Here is an 18,843-nt window from a genome sequence, read left to right as displayed (position 1 = left end):
GTAGGCTGGCGGCATGACCGTGCTCGACGAAGTCAGCCGGCAGGCTGCGCTGCTTCGGACTCTCCGCCGCGAACTCATGGTCTACAAGTTCGGCATCGACGAGCTGATGACCAAGCTGCGCATCCTGTCCGAGGAGTTCGACTTCGCCAACCAGCACGACCCGATCGAGCATCTGGCGAGCCGGGTCAAGTCACCCGAGGCGATCCTCGACAAGCTCGCCCGCAAGGGCCTCGAACCGGGCATCGAGTCGATCAAGGAGCACATCGAGGACATCGCCGGCATCCGCGTGGTGTGCCCGTTCGTGCCGGACGTCTACCTCGTCGCCGAGATGCTCGGCCGCCAGGACGACGTCGAGATCGTGAAGACGAAGGACTACATCACCGCGCCGAAGCCCAACGGCTACCGCAGCCTGCACCTGATCGTGCGGATCCCGGTGTTCCTGTCCGACCGGGTCGAGCGGGTCAAGGTGGAGATCCAGATGCGCACGGTCGGCATGGACTTCTGGGCCGCGGTGGAGCACAAACTGTTCTACAAGTACGTGGGCACCGCCCCGGCCGACTTCGCCGACGAACTACGCGCGGCCGCGGAAACAGCGGCCGACCTGGACGCGCGAATGACCGCCCTGCACCAACGGCTACAGAGCGGTCAGTCCTGACGTTCGTTTCAGAAGTGGCGGAGCCGCTTGCTGTGGGCCGTCAACCGGCACCGCCGCGCAAGCCGCTCCCGACGAAATTCAGAGGTCTTCGTCGTGGGTGTAGCCGGGCATGCGGCCGGTGGCGACGAAGACCATGCGCTTGCCCACCGAGACGGCGTGGTCGGCGAAGCGCTCGTAGAACCGGCCCAGCAGTGTGATGTCGACGGCCGCCGCGACCCCGTGGTCCCAGTCCTTGTCCATGATCACGGTGAACAGGTGGCGGTGGATCTCGTCGACCCGGTCGTCCTCTTCCTCGATCTGCCGGGCGGCCTCGACGTCGCGGCTCTTGATGACGTCGGCGACCTTCTCCGCCAGCCGCACGTCCAGCTCACCCATCTCGGCGAAGTACTTCCGCACCGGCTCGGGCAGCGTGGCCTGCGGGTGGCGGCGCCGCGCGGCCTTGGCCACGTGCAGGGCCAGATCGCCCATCCGCTCCAGGCTCTCCGCCGCGTGGATCACGGCGAGCACGGTCCGCAGGTCGGTCGCCACCGGCGCCTGGAGCGCCAGCAGGGCGTAGGCCTTCTCCTCGCTCTCGGCACGGGCGTCGTCGATCTTCTGGTCGTCGCCGATCACCTGCTCCGCCAGGGACAGGTCCGCTTCCAGCAGCGCCTGCGTTGCCTTCTTCATCGCGGCCGCGGCCTGCAGCGACATGTCCGCCAGGTTCGCGGCCAGGTCCTCGAGTTCGACGTGGTAAGCCTCGCGCATGGCCACACTCTACGACCCGATCAGGGCAAACGCCGCATCGCCGGGTGAACCCGGAATGAACCGGCGCTAACGAGTTGTCACGAGTCCGACGAGCCGGAACCCGACGACTTCGACGTGCTGGTCGGCGCTGTCCGCGTCGAGCTCGCGGCCGCCTGCGCGGCCTCGTATTCGGGCGTTCCGGGCAGCGGGGTGTTGTCGATCATGGCCTGGAACAGCTCCTTGGACTTGGTCTCCAGGAGCTCCTCGTTGCCGCGCTTGTTCGACTCGCCGACGGTGGGCACCGTGAGGAACTTGAGCTTGGTGGTGTCCAGGCCCTTCATCGACTGGGCCAGCGTGAGCATCTGGTCGACGCCGATGTTGTCGCCGAACGTGGCGCGGGCGAACGCGGTGACGAAGTTGGACAGCTGCGTCGGGTCGGTGATCACACCCTGCGACATGGCTTTCTGCAGCAACGCGGTGAGGAACTGCTGCTGCCGCTTGATTCGGCCGTAGTCCGAGGTCTTGTCGCCGTAGACGTGCCGGGCGCGGACGTAGCTGAGCGCCTGGTCACCAGAGATCGTCACGTCACCGGTTTCCGCGACCACCATGCCGAGCACTTCGTCGTTGATCGGGGAGTCGACGTGCACGGTGACCCCGTGCACCGCGTCGACCATCTCCTTGAACCCGCCGAAGTCGATGCCCACGAAGTGGTTGACGCGGATCCCGGTGTTCTGCTGGACCCACTTGGTGAGGCACTTCGGCCCGCCGACCGCGTAGGCGGTGTTGAGTTTGACCTTGGTGGCCGCGGACACGGTCTCGCTGGTGTAGGTACCGGTGTTCACGTCGTAGCGTTCGCACGGGGGCCGGGAGATCTCCAGGTCACGCGGGAACGACACGACCACCGCGCGGTTCCGGTCGGCCGGGATGTGCGCGAGCATGACGGTGTCCGAGCGGGCACCGCCCACCAGGTCGGCGTCGCCGACGTTCTCCTCGGCGGTGGCGCCGGCGCGGGTGTCGGAGCCGACGATCAGGAAGTTCTCGTCACCGGTCTGGCCCGCCGCGTTCTGGATGTCGGACGAGTTCTCGTCGAGCGCGGCGATCTCGGTGAACTTGCTGTTGAACCAGGTCTTGGTGCCCCACAGTGCGCCGGTGGCGAGGAAGATCAGCCCGGCCAGCACCGCGGCCGTGATGCGGCTGATGCGGACCGAGCGGTCGCTGCGGCGCTGTTTCTTCTCCTGCAGGCGGGTCTGCGGCGCGGCCTTCTCGGGATCTTCTTCCGCGTCGGCCTTGACGGGCGCGACGACGCGCTGCAGCCGGGTCCGGGTCTGCTCGATCAGGGCGGCGGGGCGGGCCGTGAGCCACTCCCGGCGCTCCTTCTTCTTGGCCTCTTCCGCCGCGAGCTCCTCGTGGGCGGCGGCGAAGCGGGCGAGCGTGTTGTCGATCTTGCGGCGGACTTTGGTGTGGTCGCCGACCGGCTCCAGCTCGTCGGTCATGCTCATCCGGTCGGCCGGGGAGACGGGATGAGCGCGCGGCGGACGACGGGGGCCGCCGGGACGGACGGCCGCCGCGCGGAGCTGGGTCGCCTCCGGATCCGCGGGCGCTTCGCCACGGTCGGCGGCGGGCATGCTCGCGCGAGTCGCCTCCGGGTCCGCTTCGCTGCGGGCGCTGGGCCCGTTGGCTCGCTCGGGAGTCGCCTCACCACGGCTGGCGGCGGGCACGTTGGCGTGGTCGGCCTGCGCTTCGGGCGTGCGGTTGGCGGGCGGCGGGGTGCCCGGCCTGCCGGACGGACGGCCGTTCACCGGGGGCTGGCCCGCGCCACGGCGAGGTGGCGCGTCCGCGCGGTTGGACGTCTGGGGTGCGTCCAGAGGCGGGCTCGGGTGGCGGGAGGGCGCGTCGGCGCGGCCGGACGGCTGCGGCGCTTCCGGGAAGTTGCTCGGGTGACGCTCGCCGCGGCCGGGGGCCTCCGCAAAGCCGCTGGGGTGGCGCGGTTCGGCCCGGCGCGGAACCGCGGCCCGCGACGACGGTTCAGGAGCCTCCGCAAAGCCACTCGGATGCCGCGGCCCGCCCCGGCCCGGAGCCTCCACCCTGGACGACGGCTGCGGCGCTCCCGCAAAGCCGCTGGGGTGGCGCGGTTCGGCCCGGCGCGGCGCCTCAGCACGAGACGACGGCTGCGGCGCTTCCGCGAAACCACTCGGATGCCGCGGCTCACCCCGACGCGGCGCCTCGGCACGAGACGAGGGCTCCGGAGCCCCCGTGACACCATTCGAATGCCGTGGCTCGCCCCGGCGGGGGGCTTCCGCGAAGCCGCTGGGGTGACGGGGCTCCCGGCGCGGGGGCTGGGAGCGCGAAGACGGCTCCGGCGCCTCGGTGAAACCGCTGGCGGGACGTGGTTCGCCGTGGGAAAGGCCGCCGACGAAGCCGCTCGGGGGGCCCATTTCGGGAGGCGTCTCCGGCGGCGCGGCGCGGCGCGGGGATACCGCGCGGCGGGGTTGCTGCGTGGGTGGCGTCGAGGGCGTGGCGGGGCGGGCGCCCGGTCCGGTCGCGGGGGCGCGGCGCTGCGGCGGTGGCTCGGGCGCCCTCGGTTCGGGGCGGGCGGCCCTGGGGCCCGCCGGCGGGAGCGCCGGGTGCTGCTCGCGCGGCGGTGACGTGTGCGAGCCGGTCGCGCCGTCGAACTTCGGGCGGTAACCGGTGTGCTGCGCGACCAGGTCGGAGACGTTGATCCCGCCGTGCGTGTCGAGGGAGCGGCGACGCCGTCGGCCATTGGAGGCATCGTCGTCGGCTCTGTGACCGGGGCCTGCGGCGTGGTCGTCTGGCACCCGGTCTCCCCTCTCGCGGTCGCGACGGCCCGCCGGGAGGGGACCGTCTCAGTGATCATCGCCGGGACGGCGAGCATCGTTATCGTAGAGATACTCGCCGGTCCTGACGACACCCTCCTGCTGATTTTTTTACATAGCGTGCGCCAAAGCAGGCCGAGTGCGACAAACGGGGTGATGGTGTCTCGCCGCGAATCGGGGAATCACCCTCAATTCATCACGGACAGTACTCAAGCACGCGAACGTCGCCGCGTTCCCGGTACGCGACCCGGTTGCGTCCGGCGTTCTTCGCGGCGTAAAGGAGGTCGTCCGCCATCCGCAACTGTCCCGGACCGCTCACCGGTTCGTGTGAAAGGCCGACACTGACCGTCACGCCGAGGCCGGGGCAGATCTCTGACCAGGGATGACGCGCGACTCGTGAGCGCGCGTGCTCGGCGATGCGCAGCGCGGTACCCGGCTGCACCTCGGGCAGCACGAGCATGAACTCCTCGCCGCCGTAGCGCGCGCAGAAACCCGGCGCGGGCACACCTTCGCGCAGCAGTTCGGCCACTCTCCGCAACACCTGGTCGCCCACGAGGTGACCGAACGTGTCGTTCACGCCCTTGAACAGATCGATGTCGATCAACGCGACGGCCAGCGGCGTACGGGCGTCCCCCAGCAGGTCCGCGAGCCGGTTGTCCAGGTAACGGCGGTTGTAGACGGCGGTGAGCGCGTCACGCAGGCTGTCCTCGCGGGCCTGCGCGCGCTCGCGGCGCAGGCGGTCGAACTCGCGGCGGAACTGTTCCGGGACCACGGGACGGGCGGTGCGGGCGATGCCGAGAGCGGTGCGCAAGTGCTCGTAGGCCGTGCGGAAGTCGCCCTGCGAGGCGTGCAGTTCCGCGATAGCCTCGTGCAGGCTCAGCAGGTCGGTCTCGTCCGGCCTCACCCGCTCCGCGGTCACCCTCTCCACCTCCGTCATTCCAGTCTTGTCGTCTGGTTAGACGCACGCCTTGAGCAATCGATACGTGCCAACACGAATATCGCTCAATGGGACGACCGGAAGTTGCTCTCCGTGGTGAAGGAAAACCGTTACGGTGGCCCGAAATCGCGGGCGCGGTGGTGTCAGTCCGCGTCGTGGGCGGCGCGCAGCTTCGCCGGGGCCTTCAGGCGCCAGGCGCTTTCGACCAGTTCCGCGAGCTGCTCGCGGTCCATCCGGTCGAGGTCGACGAGGATCGCGCCGTAACCGTCGTAGTGCGGGGTGGTGAAGAAGGCCGGGTGACCGGTGGCCAGCAGCGCGGCCTTCTCGCCGAGGTCGCACATCAGGACCAGTCCGCCCTCGGCCTCGGTGCGCAGACGGGCGAAACCCTTGCCCGCCACCTTGAGGGCCGGCGTGCGGTAGGAGGTCGATTCCTCGACCCCCGGCAGGGTCAGGCCGATGGCCACCACGTCGTCCCACGTCGGCATGCGGCCCAGTGTGCACCCGGGCCGCATGCCGGCGCTGCCGCACGGGGAACTAGGCGACGACGGTGATCCGGTCGGCCGCGGGCGGCGCGATCGGCGAGTGGGCACCGAAGTACGCGATCAGGGCGTCCAGGTCCACCGGGCCACCGGCGAGATCGGTGCCCTTGGTGAACTCGGTGAAGCCGTCCCCGCCGCCGGCGAGGAAGTTGTTCACCGAGACGCGGTAGGTCGCGGCCGGATCGACGGGGGTGCCGTCGACCGTGATGTCCGACACCTTCGACCCGATCGGCGCGGACGCCGAGTAGGTGTAGTGCAGCGTCGAGGAGATCTGCAGGATCCGCGTGCCGCTCGCCGTCCACTGCTGTTCGAGCACGTTCTTGAGGTTCTCGCCCGTCAGTGTGATCGTCTGCATGATGTTCGCGAACGGCTGCACGGTGAACGCCTCGCCGTAGGTCACCACGCCGTCGCCCTCACCGGCGGGCGAGCTCGCGTAGGTGAAGTCCGCGCGGATGCCGCCCGGGTTGGTGATGGCGATCTGCGCGCCGTTGGCCGAGGTGGCCTCCAGCTGCGCGTCGGCGATCACGTCACCCAGCGAGGACTCGCCGGACTCGCCTCCCGCTGCCTTCAGGTCACCGGTGATGGCGCCGATCTGCTCGTTGGCGATGGGTTCGGCCTTCGTCACGGCTTCCTCGACGAGCGCGGCCGCGGCCGGGTCCGGGGTGACGTCACGGGTGACGACCTCGTTGTGCGCGACCGTCGAGGCACGCACCACGTCGCGGGTCCGCTTGTCGATCTTGAGGTCGACGACGGACAGCAGGCGGCCGTAGGACAGGCCCTGGATCACCGGGCGCGGGTTGCCGGCCGGGTCGGCGATCTGGCAGTTGTACTGCATGTGGCTGTGGGCGCTGAAAATCGCGTCGACGCTGGCCGACGCGCCCTTGGCGATCTGGCTGGCCGGGCCGCCGTCGACCTGGCAGTCGTCCGGGCCGCCCTCGCTGTTGTCGCCCTGGTGCAGCAGCACGATCTGGGCCTTGACGCCGAGCCTGTCGAGCCAGCCGGAGGTCCGGTTGATCGCCTCGACCTCGTCGCCGAACTCGAGGCCCTGGATGGCTTCGGCCGAGACGACGCTCGGCAGGTCCTCCAGGGTGGCGCCGATGATGCCGATCGGCTGGCCGCCGGAGAACTTCACGGTGAACGGCAGCAGCGCGGGCAGGCCGTTGTCGAAGGTGACGTTGGAGCCGAGCATCGGGAACCGCGCGCCGGTGTAGCGGTCGCGGAACTGGCAGCCGTCGGTGGGGTGGCAGCCGCCGAATTGCACGCGCTGCAGTTCCCGGTAGCCCTCGTCGAACTCGTGGTTGCCGACGACCGAGGCTTGCACGCCGAGGTCGTTGAGGAAGTCGATGGTCGGCTCGTCATGGAACAGCGCGGAGGACACCGGTGAGGCGCCGACGTTGTCTCCCGCGGAGAGCACGAGCGAGTTCTTGACCTCGCTCTCCAGCTGCTTGACGTGGGTCGCCAGGTAGGCGGCGCCGCCGGCGTCGACGGTCGTGCCGTCGGCCAGCGTGACGCGGCCGGACGAGCCGGACGGCGGTTCCAGGTTGCCGTGCAGGTCGTTGAACGTGATCAGCCGCACGTCGGTCGTGTCGGCCGGGCGCTGCGCGGCGGACGCGGGTGCCGCGAACGTCGCGGCGGCCAGCGTCGCGGCCACGACGGCTACGCACCGTCGCAGCGCGCGAGGTGAAAGAGACATCATTCCTCCGATAAGGGGATTCCGGCGTGATCTAACCTCCGCGGCGCAACGATCACCAGGGCAGAAAGGTGGAAGCCCGGTGAAAAGTCGGGACAGCGCTCGGCCGTTCGGCCGATCCCGGCGACCGCGGCCGGGCTTCTCGGCCGATCCGGCGCACCCCGTCCCCGCCATAGCGTCGGGGCATGACGACAGCGCAGGTCAACGCCCTCTTCATCGGACTGATCGGGTTCCTCACGATCTGGGGGATCGTGCTGGTGCCGCAACTGGCTCTGCAGCACGTCCGGTTCGGGCGCGTCGTGCCGCGGCGCGTGGCGACGACCGCCGCGCTGATCGCTTACGCCAGTTTCGCCGTCGCCGTGACGTTCTTCCCCGTCCCGGACGCGGACGGACGGCGGCTGGAGCAGACCATCCAGCTGGTGCCGTTCCAGTGGATCACCGACATGCGGAGCGAGCTGCACAAGTACGATCTGAGCGCCGCGCACGCCCTGACGACGCAGACGTTCGAGCAGATGACGCTGAACATCCTGCTGTTCGTGCCGCTGGGACTGTTCGCGCGGCTGCTGTGGAAGCGCGGCTTCATCGGCACCGTGCTGCTCGGGGCGGCGATCTCGCTGACCGTCGAGATCACGCAGCTGACCGCCAACTTCGGCACGGCACCGTTCCAGTACCGGATCTTCGACGTCGACGACCTGATCACCAACACCACGGGCGCGGCGCTCGGCTGGATCGCCGCCGCGCTGTTCCTGGTGCTGCGGTCAGCCGTCCAGCCGGTCCGCCAGCCTGCGCGGCACGAGCGGGTCCACCTCACCGAGGCGCGCTAGGGCCGCGGCCCGCTGGTGCGCCTTGCGCCGGGCCGCTCGACGGTCCTGCCAGGTGACGACCACGCCGGCCGCCAGGAAGACCAGGACTACGAGCCCGAGGACGATCGCGAACTCCACGCCGCCTCCTTTGGCGTCGTGCTTGTGTGGCAGATCACAGACCGTACTCGTGTCGTGGTGATTCCGCTACCTGTGCGCGGTTGGCCCGGAACCAGCGGCGGTCCGGAGTGCACCAGCCAGCGACGCGGAGGCCGGCCGTGACCAGCAGATCCGCCAGCTCGGGCTCGGTCCACCGGCGCGCGACGAAGGGCTGCTCCCAGGAGCGCCCGCGCGCCTCGTAGCGCACGGTGGCGCGCAGCATCGGCCCGTCGCGGACGACTCCGGAGAGGTGCACGGCGACCTCGCCGAGGCGACCGCCGCCCTCGGTCACGGTGTCGAACCACGCCGGCGGATGCCATTCGACGAGGGCACTGCCGTCGTCGTCCAGGTGCCGGGCGACCGTGGCGAGCAGGCCGTGGCTGTCCGGCTGGTTGACGAGGTGGCTGGCCAGCAGTACGACCGGGAAGCGACGGCCGAGGTCCAGGTCCTCGATGCGGGCTCGGACCGTCTCGGCGCCGCGGACGTGCGCCAGCATCCGGGCCGAATCGTCGACTGCGGTGACCGGATGGCCCAGTTCGATCAGCCGGTGGGCGATCCGGCCCGTTCCGCATCCGAGGTCGAGCACCGCCGCTCCCGTCGGCACCGCCCGGTGCACGATCTCCGCCTCACCGTCCGGCGGGAGCAGCGTGTAGACCTCGACCGGAGAACCGTCCGCGGTGGTGTCGCCCACGGTGCGAGTGTTCGCCAGTCAGCGCCGGAGGCGCCAGAGCGACACCACCTCTTCTGCCCGCGGCCCGGTGACCCGGCGTGGCGGGGCGTCCAGGCGGTCGGCGACCGTGAGGCCCGCCGCGGCGAACCGGGTGAGCAGGTCCTCCCGGGTGCGCAGGCCGAGCAGTTCCGCCAGATCGGACAGGACCAGCCACGCCTCGCCGCCTTCGGCGAGATGCTCCGCGGCGCCCGCGAGGAAACCGGTCAGCATCCGGGAGCGCGGGTCGAACACGGCGGCGTCCAGCGACGAGTGCGCCGAGCCGGGCAGCCACGGTGGATTGCACACCAGCAGGTCCGCGCGGCCCGCCGGGAACAGGTCGGTCTCCAGCACCTCCGCGCGCGGGGCCAGGCGCCGCAGGTTGTCCCTGGCGCAGGCCACCGCCGCGGGCGAGATGTCCGTCGCGACCACCAGGGGCACGCCACGGCGCGCGAGGATCGCCGCCAGCACGCCGGTGCCGGTGCCGATGTCGAAGGCCAGCCGCACGTCGGGCAGCGGGGCGGCGGCCACCAGGTCCACGTAGTCCTGGCGCGTCGGGGCGAAGACGCCGTAGTGCGGGTGGATCCGCGCGCCCAGGGCCTCGACCGGCACGCCCTTCACCCGCCACTCGTGCGCGCTGAGCATGCCGAGCAGCTCGGTCAGGGGCGTCCGGCCCGGCCTGCCGTGCGCTTCTTCGACAGCGGCGCGCACGTCGGGTGCGCGGGGGAGGTCGATCCGCAGGTCCGGGCCGATCTCGACGAGCAGCATGCCGAGCACGCGTGCCCGGTTCCGGCGGGACTGGCGGTAGCGGTAGAAGTCCGCGGGCCTGCTCGCCAGGCGACGGCTCATCGCGGCCAGCAGGCGGCGCGCGGCGGGGAAGTCGTCGCGCCAGAGGAGGCCGACGCCCTGCGACGCCAGCCGGACAGCCATGTCCGGGCGCAGATCCGCGCCCACGATCTCGATCCGGGGTTCCACGAAAGGCTCCTGAGCTGGGAGCCGTCCTCGAACGCGCAGCCGTCCGAAGACGGCTCGAAGTGGGTCACACGACGGCCGTCACACGGACGGCGCCCACCAGTCCAGAGCCACACACACGCAGAACATCCCCGCAGCCTACCGGGGCGGCAGCACGCAGAATTCGTTGTCCTCCGGGTCCGCCAGCACCACCCAGGGCAGTTCCGGCTCGTCCGACAGCACCCGCGCACCCAGCTCCGTCAGCCGTGCCACCTCGTCGCCCTGGCTGCCGCCCTCCGGGACGAGGTCCAGGTGCAGGCGGTTCTTCACCACCTTGTCCTCGCCGACCGGCTGGAAAACCATCATGCACTGGTCGTCGGTGCCGATGTCGACGTATTCCAGGCCCTTCGAGTCCTGCCAGCGCTTGATCGCCTCGTACCCGAGCACCCCCGACCAGAAGCGGGCCAGCTTTTCCGTGTCGTGGCAGTCCACGGCGACGGCTAGGATCCGGCTTCGCATGACTTCCTCCCGACCCACCCGCGAACAGCTCGCCGCCGCGGCCGGAACCACCATCCCGGACGTGCTCGCGCCCGGCTTGGACGTGCTGTTCTGCGGCATCAACCCCGGTCTTTACTCCGGCGCCACCGGGTACCACTTCGCGCGGCCCGGAAACCGCTTCTGGCCCGCCCTGCACGCGGGCGGTTTCACACCGCGCCGGCTCCACCCGGGCGAGCAGGACGAACTCACCGGCCACGGCCTCGGCATCACGAACATCGTGGCCAGGGCGACCGCGCGCGCCGACGAGCTGACCGGCGAGGAACTGCGGGCGGGTGGCGTCATGCTCGCCGAGAAGGTCGCCCGCTACCGGCCGCGCTGGGTCGCGGTCGTCGGGATCACCGCCTACCGCACGGCGTTCGACCGTCCGAAGGCGACGGTCGGACCACAGCCGGATCCGCTTGGCGGGGCGCGCGTGTGGGTATTGCCCAATCCGAGTGGTCTCAACGCCCATTGGACGCCGGCGACGCTCGCGAAAGCCTTCGCCGACCTGCGGGAGAAGGTTTACTCACAGTAGTACAAGACACAAGCGGGTGAACCCGCGTCACGCGGACGGCCCTGGCGGGTCAGACAATTGACGGGTGTCAGTCATGGCCGGTTCCAGCAGGGAGGATCAGGTCGCGGCGCCACAGCAGCCCGGGCGGTCCCCGAGGGGGGCGATCGCCCGGGCTGGGCGTGCTCCCATGGCTGACCTTGCCGAGACGGAGTTCGTGATGACGCGCAGTAACGACCCCAGCCGGGTGCCGCAGGGTCCACCTTCCGGCCGCAGCGTGGGCGTCGCGGCCGTCGACCCGGTGCCGGTCTACCGGGAAGGGCTGTCCGGTCTCGTGCAGCGCACGCAGGGCATGCACTGGGCGGGCCAGGCCATCAACCCGCACGGCGCGCTGCAGCTGGCCGAGCAGATCCACCCCGACGTGATCCTCGTCGACTCCGGTCTCGATCCACACGGCCACCTGAGCAAGCTGCTCATCGCCGGTGATCCGGCACTCATCGTGATCGCGCTGGTCAGGGAGGCCAACCGCACCCCGGCCTTCCTCCACGACGCCATCGCGGCCGGCGTGCACGCCGCCATCCCGCGCTCCGCCGAAGTGCGCAGGCTGATCGAGGGCATCCGCCGCGCCTACCTGGACCGCCGCTACGTGGACCCGTCGCTGGCCACCCTCGTCTCGGCCTCCCGCGCGTCCGCGAGCCCTGCCGTGGTCCGCCGCGCGCAGATGCCGTTGTCCCGCCGCGAGTACCAGGTGCTGCAGCTCGTCGCCGAGGGACTGGAGAACGCGGGCATCGCGAAGGTGCTCTACCTGTCCGTGGAGACGGTGCGCACGCACGTGAAGAGCATCCTGCGCAAGCTCTCCGCGCGGGACCGGACGCACGCGGTCACCATCGCCTTCCGCGCCGGGATACTCGTCACCCAGCCCGACGACTCGCCGGAGCAGCGGCTCACGCCCGGTTCGTCCGCTCCCGGGGTGATCGAACACCGCTCCCGGTAGGGGATTCGTGCGTCACAACCGGCTGGATTCGCTTGCCGCGGTTACCCACAGGTAATATCCTGATGTTACCGGCCAGTAGGGGTACCAGCTGCGCCCAGCCGGAAACCCGATCGACAACGGAGCGACGACATGGGCCACTACAAGTCCAACGTGCGAGACCTCGAGTTCAACCTGTTCGAGGTCCTGAACGTCCAGGAGCGCCTCGGCAAGGGAGTCCTGGCGGACTCGGACGAGGAGACCGCCAGGGGCGCGCTGCAGGAACTGAACAACCTGGCGTCCGGCCCGCTGGCCGAATCCTTCGCCGACGCCGACCGCAACCCGCCGGTCTACGACCCGAAGACCTTCTCGGCGAAGCTGCCCGAGTCGTTCAAGAAGAGCTACCAGCAGCTCTGGGACGGCGAGTGGTGGCGGCTGGGCCTCACCAACGACCTCGGCGGCCTCGGCCTGCCCCCGACCGTGCAGTGGGCCGCGTCCGAGCTGATCCTCGGCGCCAACCCGGCCCTGTTCATGTACCTGGCCGGCCCGAACTTCGCGATGATCCTCGACCGCAACGGCACCGAGGAGCAGAAGCGCTGGGCGCGGATCATGATCGACCGCGCGTGGGGCGCCACGATGGTGCTCACCGAGCCGGACGCCGGTTCCGACGTGGGCGCCGGGCGCACCAAGGCCGTGCTGCAGGAGGACGGCACCTGGCACCTCGACGGCGTGAAGCGGTTCATCACCTCCGCCGACCAGGACATGACCGAGAACATCATGCACCTGGTCCTGGCCCGTCCCGAGGGACCGGGCATCGAGGCGAAGCCGGGCACCAAGGGCCTGTCGCTGTTCCTGGTGCCGAAGTTCCACTTCGACACCGAGACCGGCGAGCTCGGCGAGCGCAACGGTGCCTTCGTCACCAATGTCGAGCACAAGATGGGCCTCAAGGTCTCCACGACCTGTGAGCTGACCTTCGGCCAGCACGGCACCCCCGCCAAGGGCTGGCTGCTGGGCGAGGTGCACGACGGCATCGCGCAGATGTTCCAGGTCATCGAGTACGCCCGGATGATGGTGGGCACCAAGGCGATCGCCACGCTGTCCACCGGCTACCTGAACGCGCTGGAGTACGCCAAGGAGCGCGTGCAGGGTGCGGATCTGACCCAGATGACGGACAAGAGCGCGCCGCGCGTGACCATCACGCACCACCCGGACGTGCGCCGGTCGCTGATGCTGCAGAAGGCCTACGCCGAGGGGCTGCGCGCCGTGTACCTCTACACCGCGTCGTTCCAGGACCAGGTGTGGACCGGCGAGGGCGATGAGGCGTCGCTGAAGCTGGCCGAGCGGGTCAACGACCTGCTGCTGCCGATCGTCAAGGGCGTCGGCTCCGAGCGCGCCACCGAGCAGCTCGTGCAGTCGCTGCAGACCCTCGGTGGCTCCGGCTTCCTGCAGGACTACCCGATCGAGCAGTACATCCGCGACGCGAAGATCGACTCGCTGTACGAAGGCACCACGGCCATCCAGTCGCAGGACTTCTTCTTCCGCAAGATCGTCCGCGACAAGGGTCAGGCGCTCGGCTTCATCGCCAACGAGATCACGCAGTTCATCCAGTCCGAGGCGGGCAACGGCAGGTTGAAGAACGAGCGCGAGCTGCTCAAGCAGGCCCTGGAGGACCTGCAGGGCATGGTCGGTTCGATGATCGGCTACCTGACCTCGTCGCAGGAGGACGTCAAGAACCTGTACAAGGTCGGCCAGCACACCGTCCGGTTCCTGATGTCGGCCGGTGACCTGCTGGTGGGCTGGCAGCTGCTGCGCCAGGCCGAGATCGCGCTGGCCAAGCTGGACGGCGCCCCGGCCAGGGACCAGGCGTTCTACCAGGGCAAGGTCGCGGTGGCGTCGTTCTTCGCCAAGCAGGTGCTGCCCGAGCTGTCGGCGCGGCGCGCGGTCGTCGAGGCTGCCGACAACGACCTCATGGAGGTGCCGGAAGCGGCGTTCTGACCTCTGTCCGGTCCCCTGCGGGAAGACCTCCTCGTTGCGGCGAGGAGGTCTTTTCGTGCTGGTGGTCCGGCCGGTCGGGGGTCAGCATGGAGGGGGTTTGAAAACCGGTTCAACAGGTACTCCCCGAGCACATCGAAGCTGAAGGAGTTGCGATGACCATCGGTGGAATCATCAGCGCGATCGTGGTGGGCCTCATCATCGGCGCGCTGGGTCGTCTGGTCGCACCGGGCAAGCAGGGTATTCCGATCTGGCTCACGATCCTCATCGGCATCGTGGCCGCCTTCATCGGTACCGCGATCGCGCGGGGTATCGGCTACGCCGACACCAAGGGATTCGACTGGCTCGAACTCATCACGCAGATCGTCATCGCCGCGATCGGTGTGTCGCTGGCCGCGGGCATGTACGGGCGGCGACGAAACCTGACCAGGTAGCGCCCACGACGTTTCGTGCCCGGGAAGGCCCTCCTTCCCGGGCACGTTCGTGTTGTCAGGGCCGGATCGCGGCGCAGCCCACGGCCACGAACGACTGCTGGGGCGAGCGCCACAGCACCTCGGCCCAGCGGTTGTCGGTCAGCTGCTTGCCGTCGGCGCCGACGCAGCTGTAGACACCGCCGGTGACGAGCTGCCCGCACGGCAGGTCCCGTTCCGGCGCGTGCACACACGTCGTGTAGTTCGTGCAGGTCAGCGTATGCAACAGGGACGAACCGACGTCCGCACCGGCGCGCACGTTGAGCTTGCATTCGTTCTGCGTCGAGGCGTGCACCAACGCCGGTTCCCCTTCGGCGGAGGCCACCGCGGGCTGCACCACCGTCACCAGACACGCGGCCAGCGCGGCGACGACCATCGCTTTCTTCACTCCGGCTTCCTTTCTCATCATGGTGATCACGGAGAGTATCCGATCATGCGCCGTGCGGTTGCACCTACCGACTCACCCACGCAACGCGACCACCCCCCGAACCAGCCCCCTCCCGCAACCCGATCCCCAGCCGACTCGGTTGCCGAGCACTCGAGAATCGGGTTCGGAAGGACACAACCCGCCGGGGCGCGCCAGCGCCCACGGCTCAGGGCGTCGCGAAGCGAAGCCCGGCGCCCCGGATACGCGCGTAGCGCAAACCCGCAGCGCAAACCCGCTTAGCGCCAAGCCGAGTCAAGCCCAAGCAACCTACCGCGTAGCGCCCCCAGCCCCAGGCCCCGAACTCACCCCGAACCCGCAGATCACCGCTGCCTTCGGCGCATACCGCACATCCCGCGTATCCCGGCGCACCTCGGCCCCGCTCGCCAGGTCGTAGAGCACCCGGGTATCACTCGTCGTGAACCCGGGACGCCCACTCGACGGCGTGCACGATGGCCCGGATCCAACCTCCAGCGGCGGCGCCCGGAAGTCCGACCGGCTGCCGGAAGAACTCTCCACCCGGTACTGCTTGGTGCCCCAGATCTTCACCGTCACGCTGCTACCCGACACCGACGTCTGGATCATCACGCCACTGCGCAACGAGTCGGTGAACTTCACGTCCACCGCCGCCCCGCTCGCGGACACCGCGATCGCGTCCCGCGCCGCCGGGTAGCGGTCCAGGTGGTAGCTGTGCTCGGTGTGGCCCGCATCGGTCAGGCCCGCGAGGTAGGCCGCGTTGTAGAGCGTCGTGGTGAACTGTGACGAGCCGCCGCCGGGGACGACCGGGCCGAAGCCGTCCTCGTTGAGCGGCGCCGGGACGAAACCCTGGGACTGACTGCGGGAGCCGACCCGCGCGTTGAGGCTGAACGTCTCGCCGGGCCGCAGCACCGTGCCGTTGACCTTGTCCGCCATGGCCCGCACGTTCGTCAGCGCCGGACCGGACAGGCCGCTGGTGGTGAACTCGGCGACGACCTCCTTGATGCCGAGCGCGTTCGCCGCCTCGGTGGTCGTGGCCGGGCGGGCCGTCTGGTAGCGGACGGTCAGGTCGCGGCCGTCCGGCTTGGCGAGGACGTCCATCAGCGGCTGGAACGTCCGGTTCCAGTCGATCTTGCGTGAGTCCTCGGACGGCTGGACGGACGGTCCGGTGCTCGCGAGCACGATCTGCGCGTCCTTGCCGCGCTTCTCGGTGACGGCCAGCGGTTCGCGCACCGCCTGCCGCAGCTTCACTGGATCGGCCTCGACCCGCAGCGCGCCGCCTTCGGCCGGGCTGAACTTCAGCGCGGCGGCGATCGCGCTCGGTTTCAGCACCGCGTCGGCGCCCTCACCGTGCAGGGTGACCGGTTGGGCGACCGCGGGCCCGACCAGGCGTTCCAGCGCCGAGTGCACCCCGGCCGAGGTGACCTTGACCGGCGTCAGCACGACCGGCAGCCGCACGCCGGTCTCCTCCAGCCAGTTCGCGCGGACGATGTCGCCGGCGCCCTTGACGTCGACGAGGTCCTGCCCGGCACGCGGCTCGATCGGGTAAGGGTTGACGGCGCCGTCGCCGCCGGGCACGGTCACGAACCCGATGCTGCCCTCGGTCGGCGGATGGTTGATGCGCTCGCCCGCCAGCCGCTCGATCGACTGGAGCAGCTCGTCCGGATCGGTCATGGTGACCACGCCGACCTCGCGTTCGGTGAAGAACGACCGGATGCGGGTGACCGGGTCGAGTGGCTGGCGCCCGGCCTGCGCGATCGTCGACGACCAGTCGAGGCCGAGCCCGGACTTCGCCGGGTCCAGGATGGTGCGCACGTCGCCTGCCTCGACGGGGACCGGCTCGGTCATCCGCGGCTCCAGCTCGCGGCGCAGTTTGGCCTCGGCCTCGTCGCGGCCCAGGCCGCCGACCTCGACACCGGCCACGGTGACCCCGCGCGGCACGTCACCGGCGCTGATGATGAGGTCCGCGGTGTAGAGGAGCACGCCGACGCCCAGCACGCAGCCGGCGATCATGAACGCGCGGGCGAGGAAACGCTTGCCCGGCGACGGCGGCCCGGCGTGGCCGCCACCGGCTTCCAGCAGCTCGCCGACGAGGGCGTCCTCGGTCGCGTCGAGCGGTTCGTCCAGCAGGAACTCGGCAGGCGGTCGTGGTCCGACCGCGGTGGTCTCGAAGTCGGAGAGGGAGTCTGCGTCCCGCTCCGGCCAGTACTGGTCCTCCCGCACGCGCTTCCTCCCGGACGCGTTACAAGTACAGGCCCGTCCCGTGCTCCGTGCGCTCGGTGGCCACGGCGTGGATGTCGCGCTCCCGCATCACCAGGTATCCCTCACCCTGGACCTCGACCTCGAACTGCTCCTCGGGGTTGAAGAGCACGCGGTCGCCGACCTTCACGTTACGCACATTACTGCCTACCCCCAGTACGTCGCCCCACGCGAGACGGCGGGCCACCTGGGCCGTCGCCGGGATCACGATGCCGCCGCTGCTGCGGCGCTCGCCCTCCTCCGCGGAGACCCGGACGAGGACGCGGTCGTGCAGCATCTGGATTTCCAGCTTCGCCGCGTCGTCCGGCAGTTTCTTGGCTTCCGACACGCGGGTAATGCTACGTGGGCTCAGCGTGCGGCGGTGACCAGCGGCCGTCGCCCACGCAGCGTGAAGTCGCGGTGCACGCTCCCGCCCTCACGCACGAGCACGCGGCTCGCGGCCGCCTCGAACCCGGCCGCGGAAACGACGAGGTCGACGAACTGTTCCGGCAGACCGGCGAGCGCGTAGCGGCCCTCGTCGTCGGCCACGGTGCGGACGATCTGCTGTCCGCGGCCGTCCATCACGGTGACCGCCGCGCCGCGCACCGCCGTTCCGTCGTCGGCGTGGACCGAACCGGTCAGCGTCGGCACCGGCTCTCCGAAGTGCCGTTCGTGCACCGGGACGGCGGTGGGGCGCGGCATCTCGATCGCCGGGTCCTCGACCGGCGGCTCGTCGACCGCGCCCTCGCGGCGGCGCAGGACGAGGCTGTGCCCGGCGATCAGGGCGACACCGAGGACGACCCAGGCGCAGAGCACGAGGACCGGCCGCAGGATGCCGGTGCCGTCGAAGTAGTAGAGGCCGCGCAGCGCCTCGATGAGGTTGCCCATCGGGAAGATCGGGTGCAGCGCGCGGAAGAAGCCGGGCACCATCTGGACCGGCACCGCACCACCGCTGGAGGGCATCGACAGCAGCACGAACAGGCCCATCGCGACGCCGGGGAACCACTGTTTGACCAGCGGCACCAGGCCGAACGAGGTGAGCGAGACGGCCTGGGTCAGCAGGAACGCGATGGGGATGGCGACGGGGTCGGCGGGGATGACGTCCATCAGGACGCCGCCACCGTAGCCGATCAGGGTCAGCAGCGCGCCGAACCCGACCAGCGTCGCGACCTTCGCCCGGCGACTCAGCGTGACCGCGCGCAGCAGCATCATCACCACGATGTAGCTGGGGATGTTCCAGATCAGCACCAGGTAGAACATGCCGGTGCCCATGGTGTCGCCGGGCTCGGTCGGCGCGAGGTCGACGGTCGTCAGCGCCTGGCCGGTCTGGGCCGCGACCGGGGTGAATACCTGGGTGAGGATCGATTCGAGCATGTAGCCGTCGGCCTTGGCGACGTAGAGCACCGGGTGCGCCGGATCGGCGGAGTAGGCGGCGGTGGCGTCCCGGTCGAGCACCGCCTGGCGTGCCTCGTCGGCGGTGGCGACCGGCTGGATGTCGAACGCGTCAGGGCTCTTCTGGTCCAGCACGGAGCCGATCTGGTTCGCGGCGGCCTGCCCGGAGACCGCGACCTGGATGTGGTGCGGCGTCGGCGAGTGGAACGCGAGCAGGTAGCAGAACACGAAGCCGCAGGCGAAGAAGACCGGGAACCACAGGCTTTCGGCGAGGGTGCGCAGTTTGGACGGTTCTTCCGGTGTCTCCGTTTCCACATGCTCCACCATGCTGTCAGAATA

General features: G+C 70.1%; 19 protein-coding genes. 6 read left to right on the top strand and 13 right to left on the bottom strand.

Going from position 1 to position 18,843, the window contains the following annotated elements; translation table 11 throughout:
* The first annotated feature begins 13 nt into the window (after positions 1-13).
* Positions 14-655: a GTP pyrophosphokinase gene (locus HNR02_RS09635; protein ID WP_179772805.1), complete on the top strand. Its 642-nt coding sequence runs from the start codon at positions 14-16 to the stop codon at positions 653-655.
* A gap of 78 nt (positions 656-733) precedes the next feature.
* Here the strand turns inward: HNR02_RS09635 and phoU are convergent, their stop codons facing one another.
* From phoU to HNR02_RS09610, 5 genes are all read right to left on the bottom strand, one after another.
* Positions 734-1,399, bottom strand: coding sequence for a phosphate signaling complex protein PhoU (gene phoU, locus HNR02_RS09630; RefSeq protein ID WP_179772804.1), 666 nt, complete (start codon positions 1,397-1,399; stop codon positions 734-736).
* Positions 1,400-1,476: 77 nt separating this feature from the next.
* The gene (locus HNR02_RS09625) at positions 1,477-3,177 is read right to left on the bottom strand and encodes an LCP family glycopolymer transferase (protein WP_376772843.1); all 1,701 of its coding nucleotides are present in this window, start codon (positions 3,175-3,177) and stop codon (positions 1,477-1,479) included.
* Positions 3,178-4,408: 1,231 nt separating this feature from the next.
* Positions 4,409-5,149, bottom strand: a complete 741-nt coding sequence (locus HNR02_RS09620; protein WP_179772803.1) for a GGDEF domain-containing protein — start codon at positions 5,147-5,149, stop codon at positions 4,409-4,411.
* Positions 5,150-5,292: 143 nt separating this feature from the next.
* Positions 5,293-5,634 (bottom strand): MmcQ/YjbR family DNA-binding protein, encoded by a 342-nt coding sequence (locus HNR02_RS09615; RefSeq protein ID WP_179772802.1) that lies wholly within the window; start codon positions 5,632-5,634, stop codon positions 5,293-5,295.
* A 49-nt stretch (positions 5,635-5,683) separates the two neighbouring features.
* Complete coding sequence (locus HNR02_RS09610; RefSeq protein ID WP_179772801.1) at positions 5,684-7,381, bottom strand: bifunctional metallophosphatase/5'-nucleotidase; 1,698 nt, start codon at positions 7,379-7,381, stop codon at positions 5,684-5,686.
* A 182-nt stretch (positions 7,382-7,563) separates the two neighbouring features.
* Between HNR02_RS09610 and HNR02_RS09605 the strand changes: the two genes are divergently transcribed.
* On the top strand, positions 7,564-8,202 hold the full coding sequence (locus tag HNR02_RS09605; RefSeq protein ID WP_179772800.1) for a VanZ family protein: 639 nt from the start codon (positions 7,564-7,566) through the stop codon (positions 8,200-8,202).
* On the opposite strand, the gene HNR02_RS09600 is transcribed toward HNR02_RS09605, so the two are convergent.
* The 4 genes from HNR02_RS09600 to HNR02_RS09585 form a co-directional block, all read right to left on the bottom strand.
* Positions 8,137-8,319, bottom strand: coding sequence for a hypothetical protein (locus tag HNR02_RS09600; RefSeq protein WP_179772799.1), 183 nt, complete (start codon positions 8,317-8,319; stop codon positions 8,137-8,139). The genes HNR02_RS09605 and HNR02_RS09600 overlap by 66 nt on opposite strands.
* Before the next feature lie 34 nt (positions 8,320-8,353).
* Positions 8,354-9,028 (bottom strand): class I SAM-dependent methyltransferase, encoded by a 675-nt coding sequence (locus HNR02_RS09595; protein ID WP_179772798.1) that lies wholly within the window; start codon positions 9,026-9,028, stop codon positions 8,354-8,356.
* 18 nt (positions 9,029-9,046) lie between these two features.
* Positions 9,047-10,018 (bottom strand): methyltransferase, encoded by a 972-nt coding sequence (locus tag HNR02_RS09590; RefSeq protein ID WP_312860959.1) that lies wholly within the window; start codon positions 10,016-10,018, stop codon positions 9,047-9,049.
* 135 nt (positions 10,019-10,153) lie between these two features.
* On the bottom strand, positions 10,154-10,513 hold the full coding sequence (locus tag HNR02_RS09585; protein ID WP_179772797.1) for a VOC family protein: 360 nt from the start codon (positions 10,511-10,513) through the stop codon (positions 10,154-10,156).
* Here HNR02_RS09585 and mug point away from each other — a divergent pair.
* The 4 genes from mug (at position 10,512) to HNR02_RS09565 (ending at position 14,438) form a co-directional block, all read left to right on the top strand.
* A complete protein-coding gene (mug, locus tag HNR02_RS09580; protein WP_179772796.1) occupies positions 10,512-11,066 on the top strand; it encodes a G/U mismatch-specific DNA glycosylase in 555 nt (184 codons plus the stop codon). The two genes, HNR02_RS09585 and mug, sit on opposite strands and share 2 nt — an antisense overlap.
* A gap of 196 nt (positions 11,067-11,262) precedes the next feature.
* A complete protein-coding gene (locus HNR02_RS09575) occupies positions 11,263-12,036 on the top strand; it encodes a response regulator transcription factor (protein ID WP_179772795.1) in 774 nt (257 codons plus the stop codon).
* Positions 12,037-12,165: 129 nt separating this feature from the next.
* On the top strand, positions 12,166-14,007 hold the full coding sequence (locus HNR02_RS09570; protein WP_179772794.1) for an acyl-CoA dehydrogenase: 1,842 nt from the start codon (positions 12,166-12,168) through the stop codon (positions 14,005-14,007).
* A 152-nt stretch (positions 14,008-14,159) separates the two neighbouring features.
* A complete protein-coding gene (locus HNR02_RS09565; protein ID WP_179772793.1) occupies positions 14,160-14,438 on the top strand; it encodes a GlsB/YeaQ/YmgE family stress response membrane protein in 279 nt (92 codons plus the stop codon).
* Between the two features lie 55 nt (positions 14,439-14,493).
* Here the strand turns inward: HNR02_RS09565 and HNR02_RS09560 are convergent, their stop codons facing one another.
* The 4 genes from HNR02_RS09560 to HNR02_RS09545 all read right to left on the bottom strand — a co-directional run bounded on the left by HNR02_RS09560 (position 14,494) and on the right by HNR02_RS09545 (position 18,831).
* Positions 14,494-14,862 (bottom strand): hypothetical protein, encoded by a 369-nt coding sequence (locus HNR02_RS09560; protein WP_179772792.1) that lies wholly within the window; start codon positions 14,860-14,862, stop codon positions 14,494-14,496.
* Positions 14,863-15,168: 306 nt separating this feature from the next.
* Positions 15,169-17,097, bottom strand: a complete 1,929-nt coding sequence (locus tag HNR02_RS09555; RefSeq protein WP_179772791.1) for a VanW family protein — start codon at positions 17,095-17,097, stop codon at positions 15,169-15,171.
* Positions 17,098-17,116: 19 nt separating this feature from the next.
* Entirely contained in the window at positions 17,117-17,410 is a 294-nt protein-coding gene (locus HNR02_RS09550) for a GroES family chaperonin (protein ID WP_179775816.1), read from the bottom strand.
* Between the two features lie 71 nt (positions 17,411-17,481).
* Entirely contained in the window at positions 17,482-18,831 is a 1,350-nt protein-coding gene (locus tag HNR02_RS09545) for a carboxypeptidase regulatory-like domain-containing protein (RefSeq protein WP_179772790.1), read from the bottom strand.
* Positions 18,832-18,843: the final 12 nt, after the last annotated feature.

Origin of the sequence: Amycolatopsis endophytica, assembly GCF_013410405.1 — a bacterium.
In the GTDB taxonomy this organism is placed as follows: Bacteria; Actinomycetota; Actinomycetes; order Mycobacteriales; family Pseudonocardiaceae; genus Amycolatopsis_E; species Amycolatopsis_E endophytica.
This window is presented reverse-complemented; position numbering and strand designations above follow the sequence as displayed.

What these genes read in the sequence shown, in the direction of transcription:
- HNR02_RS09605 (WP_179772800.1), top strand. Translation starts at nt 7,564, where the DNA reads ATGACGACAGCGCAGGTCAACGCCCTCTTCATCGGACTGATCGGGTTC.
- HNR02_RS09615 (WP_179772802.1), bottom strand. Translation starts at nt 5,634, where the DNA reads ATGCCGACGTGGGACGACGTGGTGGCCATCGGCCTGACCCTGCCGGGG.
- HNR02_RS09575 (WP_179772795.1), top strand. Translation starts at nt 11,263, where the DNA reads ATGACGCGCAGTAACGACCCCAGCCGGGTGCCGCAGGGTCCACCTTCC.
- HNR02_RS09550 (WP_179775816.1), bottom strand. Translation starts at nt 17,410, where the DNA reads ATGCTGCACGACCGCGTCCTCGTCCGGGTCTCCGCGGAGGAGGGCGAG.
- HNR02_RS09610 (WP_179772801.1), bottom strand. Translation starts at nt 7,381, where the DNA reads ATGTCTCTTTCACCTCGCGCGCTGCGACGGTGCGTAGCCGTCGTGGCC.
- HNR02_RS09570 (WP_179772794.1), top strand. Translation starts at nt 12,166, where the DNA reads ATGGGCCACTACAAGTCCAACGTGCGAGACCTCGAGTTCAACCTGTTC.
- HNR02_RS09635 (WP_179772805.1), top strand. Translation starts at nt 14, where the DNA reads ATGACCGTGCTCGACGAAGTCAGCCGGCAGGCTGCGCTGCTTCGGACT.
- HNR02_RS09585 (WP_179772797.1), bottom strand. Translation starts at nt 10,513, where the DNA reads ATGCGAAGCCGGATCCTAGCCGTCGCCGTGGACTGCCACGACACGGAA.
- phoU (WP_179772804.1), bottom strand. Translation starts at nt 1,399, where the DNA reads ATGCGCGAGGCTTACCACGTCGAACTCGAGGACCTGGCCGCGAACCTG.
- HNR02_RS09620 (WP_179772803.1), bottom strand. Translation starts at nt 5,149, where the DNA reads ATGACGGAGGTGGAGAGGGTGACCGCGGAGCGGGTGAGGCCGGACGAG.
- HNR02_RS09565 (WP_179772793.1), top strand. Translation starts at nt 14,160, where the DNA reads ATGACCATCGGTGGAATCATCAGCGCGATCGTGGTGGGCCTCATCATC.
- HNR02_RS09545 (WP_179772790.1), bottom strand. Translation starts at nt 18,831, where the DNA reads ATGGTGGAGCATGTGGAAACGGAGACACCGGAAGAACCGTCCAAACTG.
- mug (WP_179772796.1), top strand. Translation starts at nt 10,512, where the DNA reads ATGACTTCCTCCCGACCCACCCGCGAACAGCTCGCCGCCGCGGCCGGA.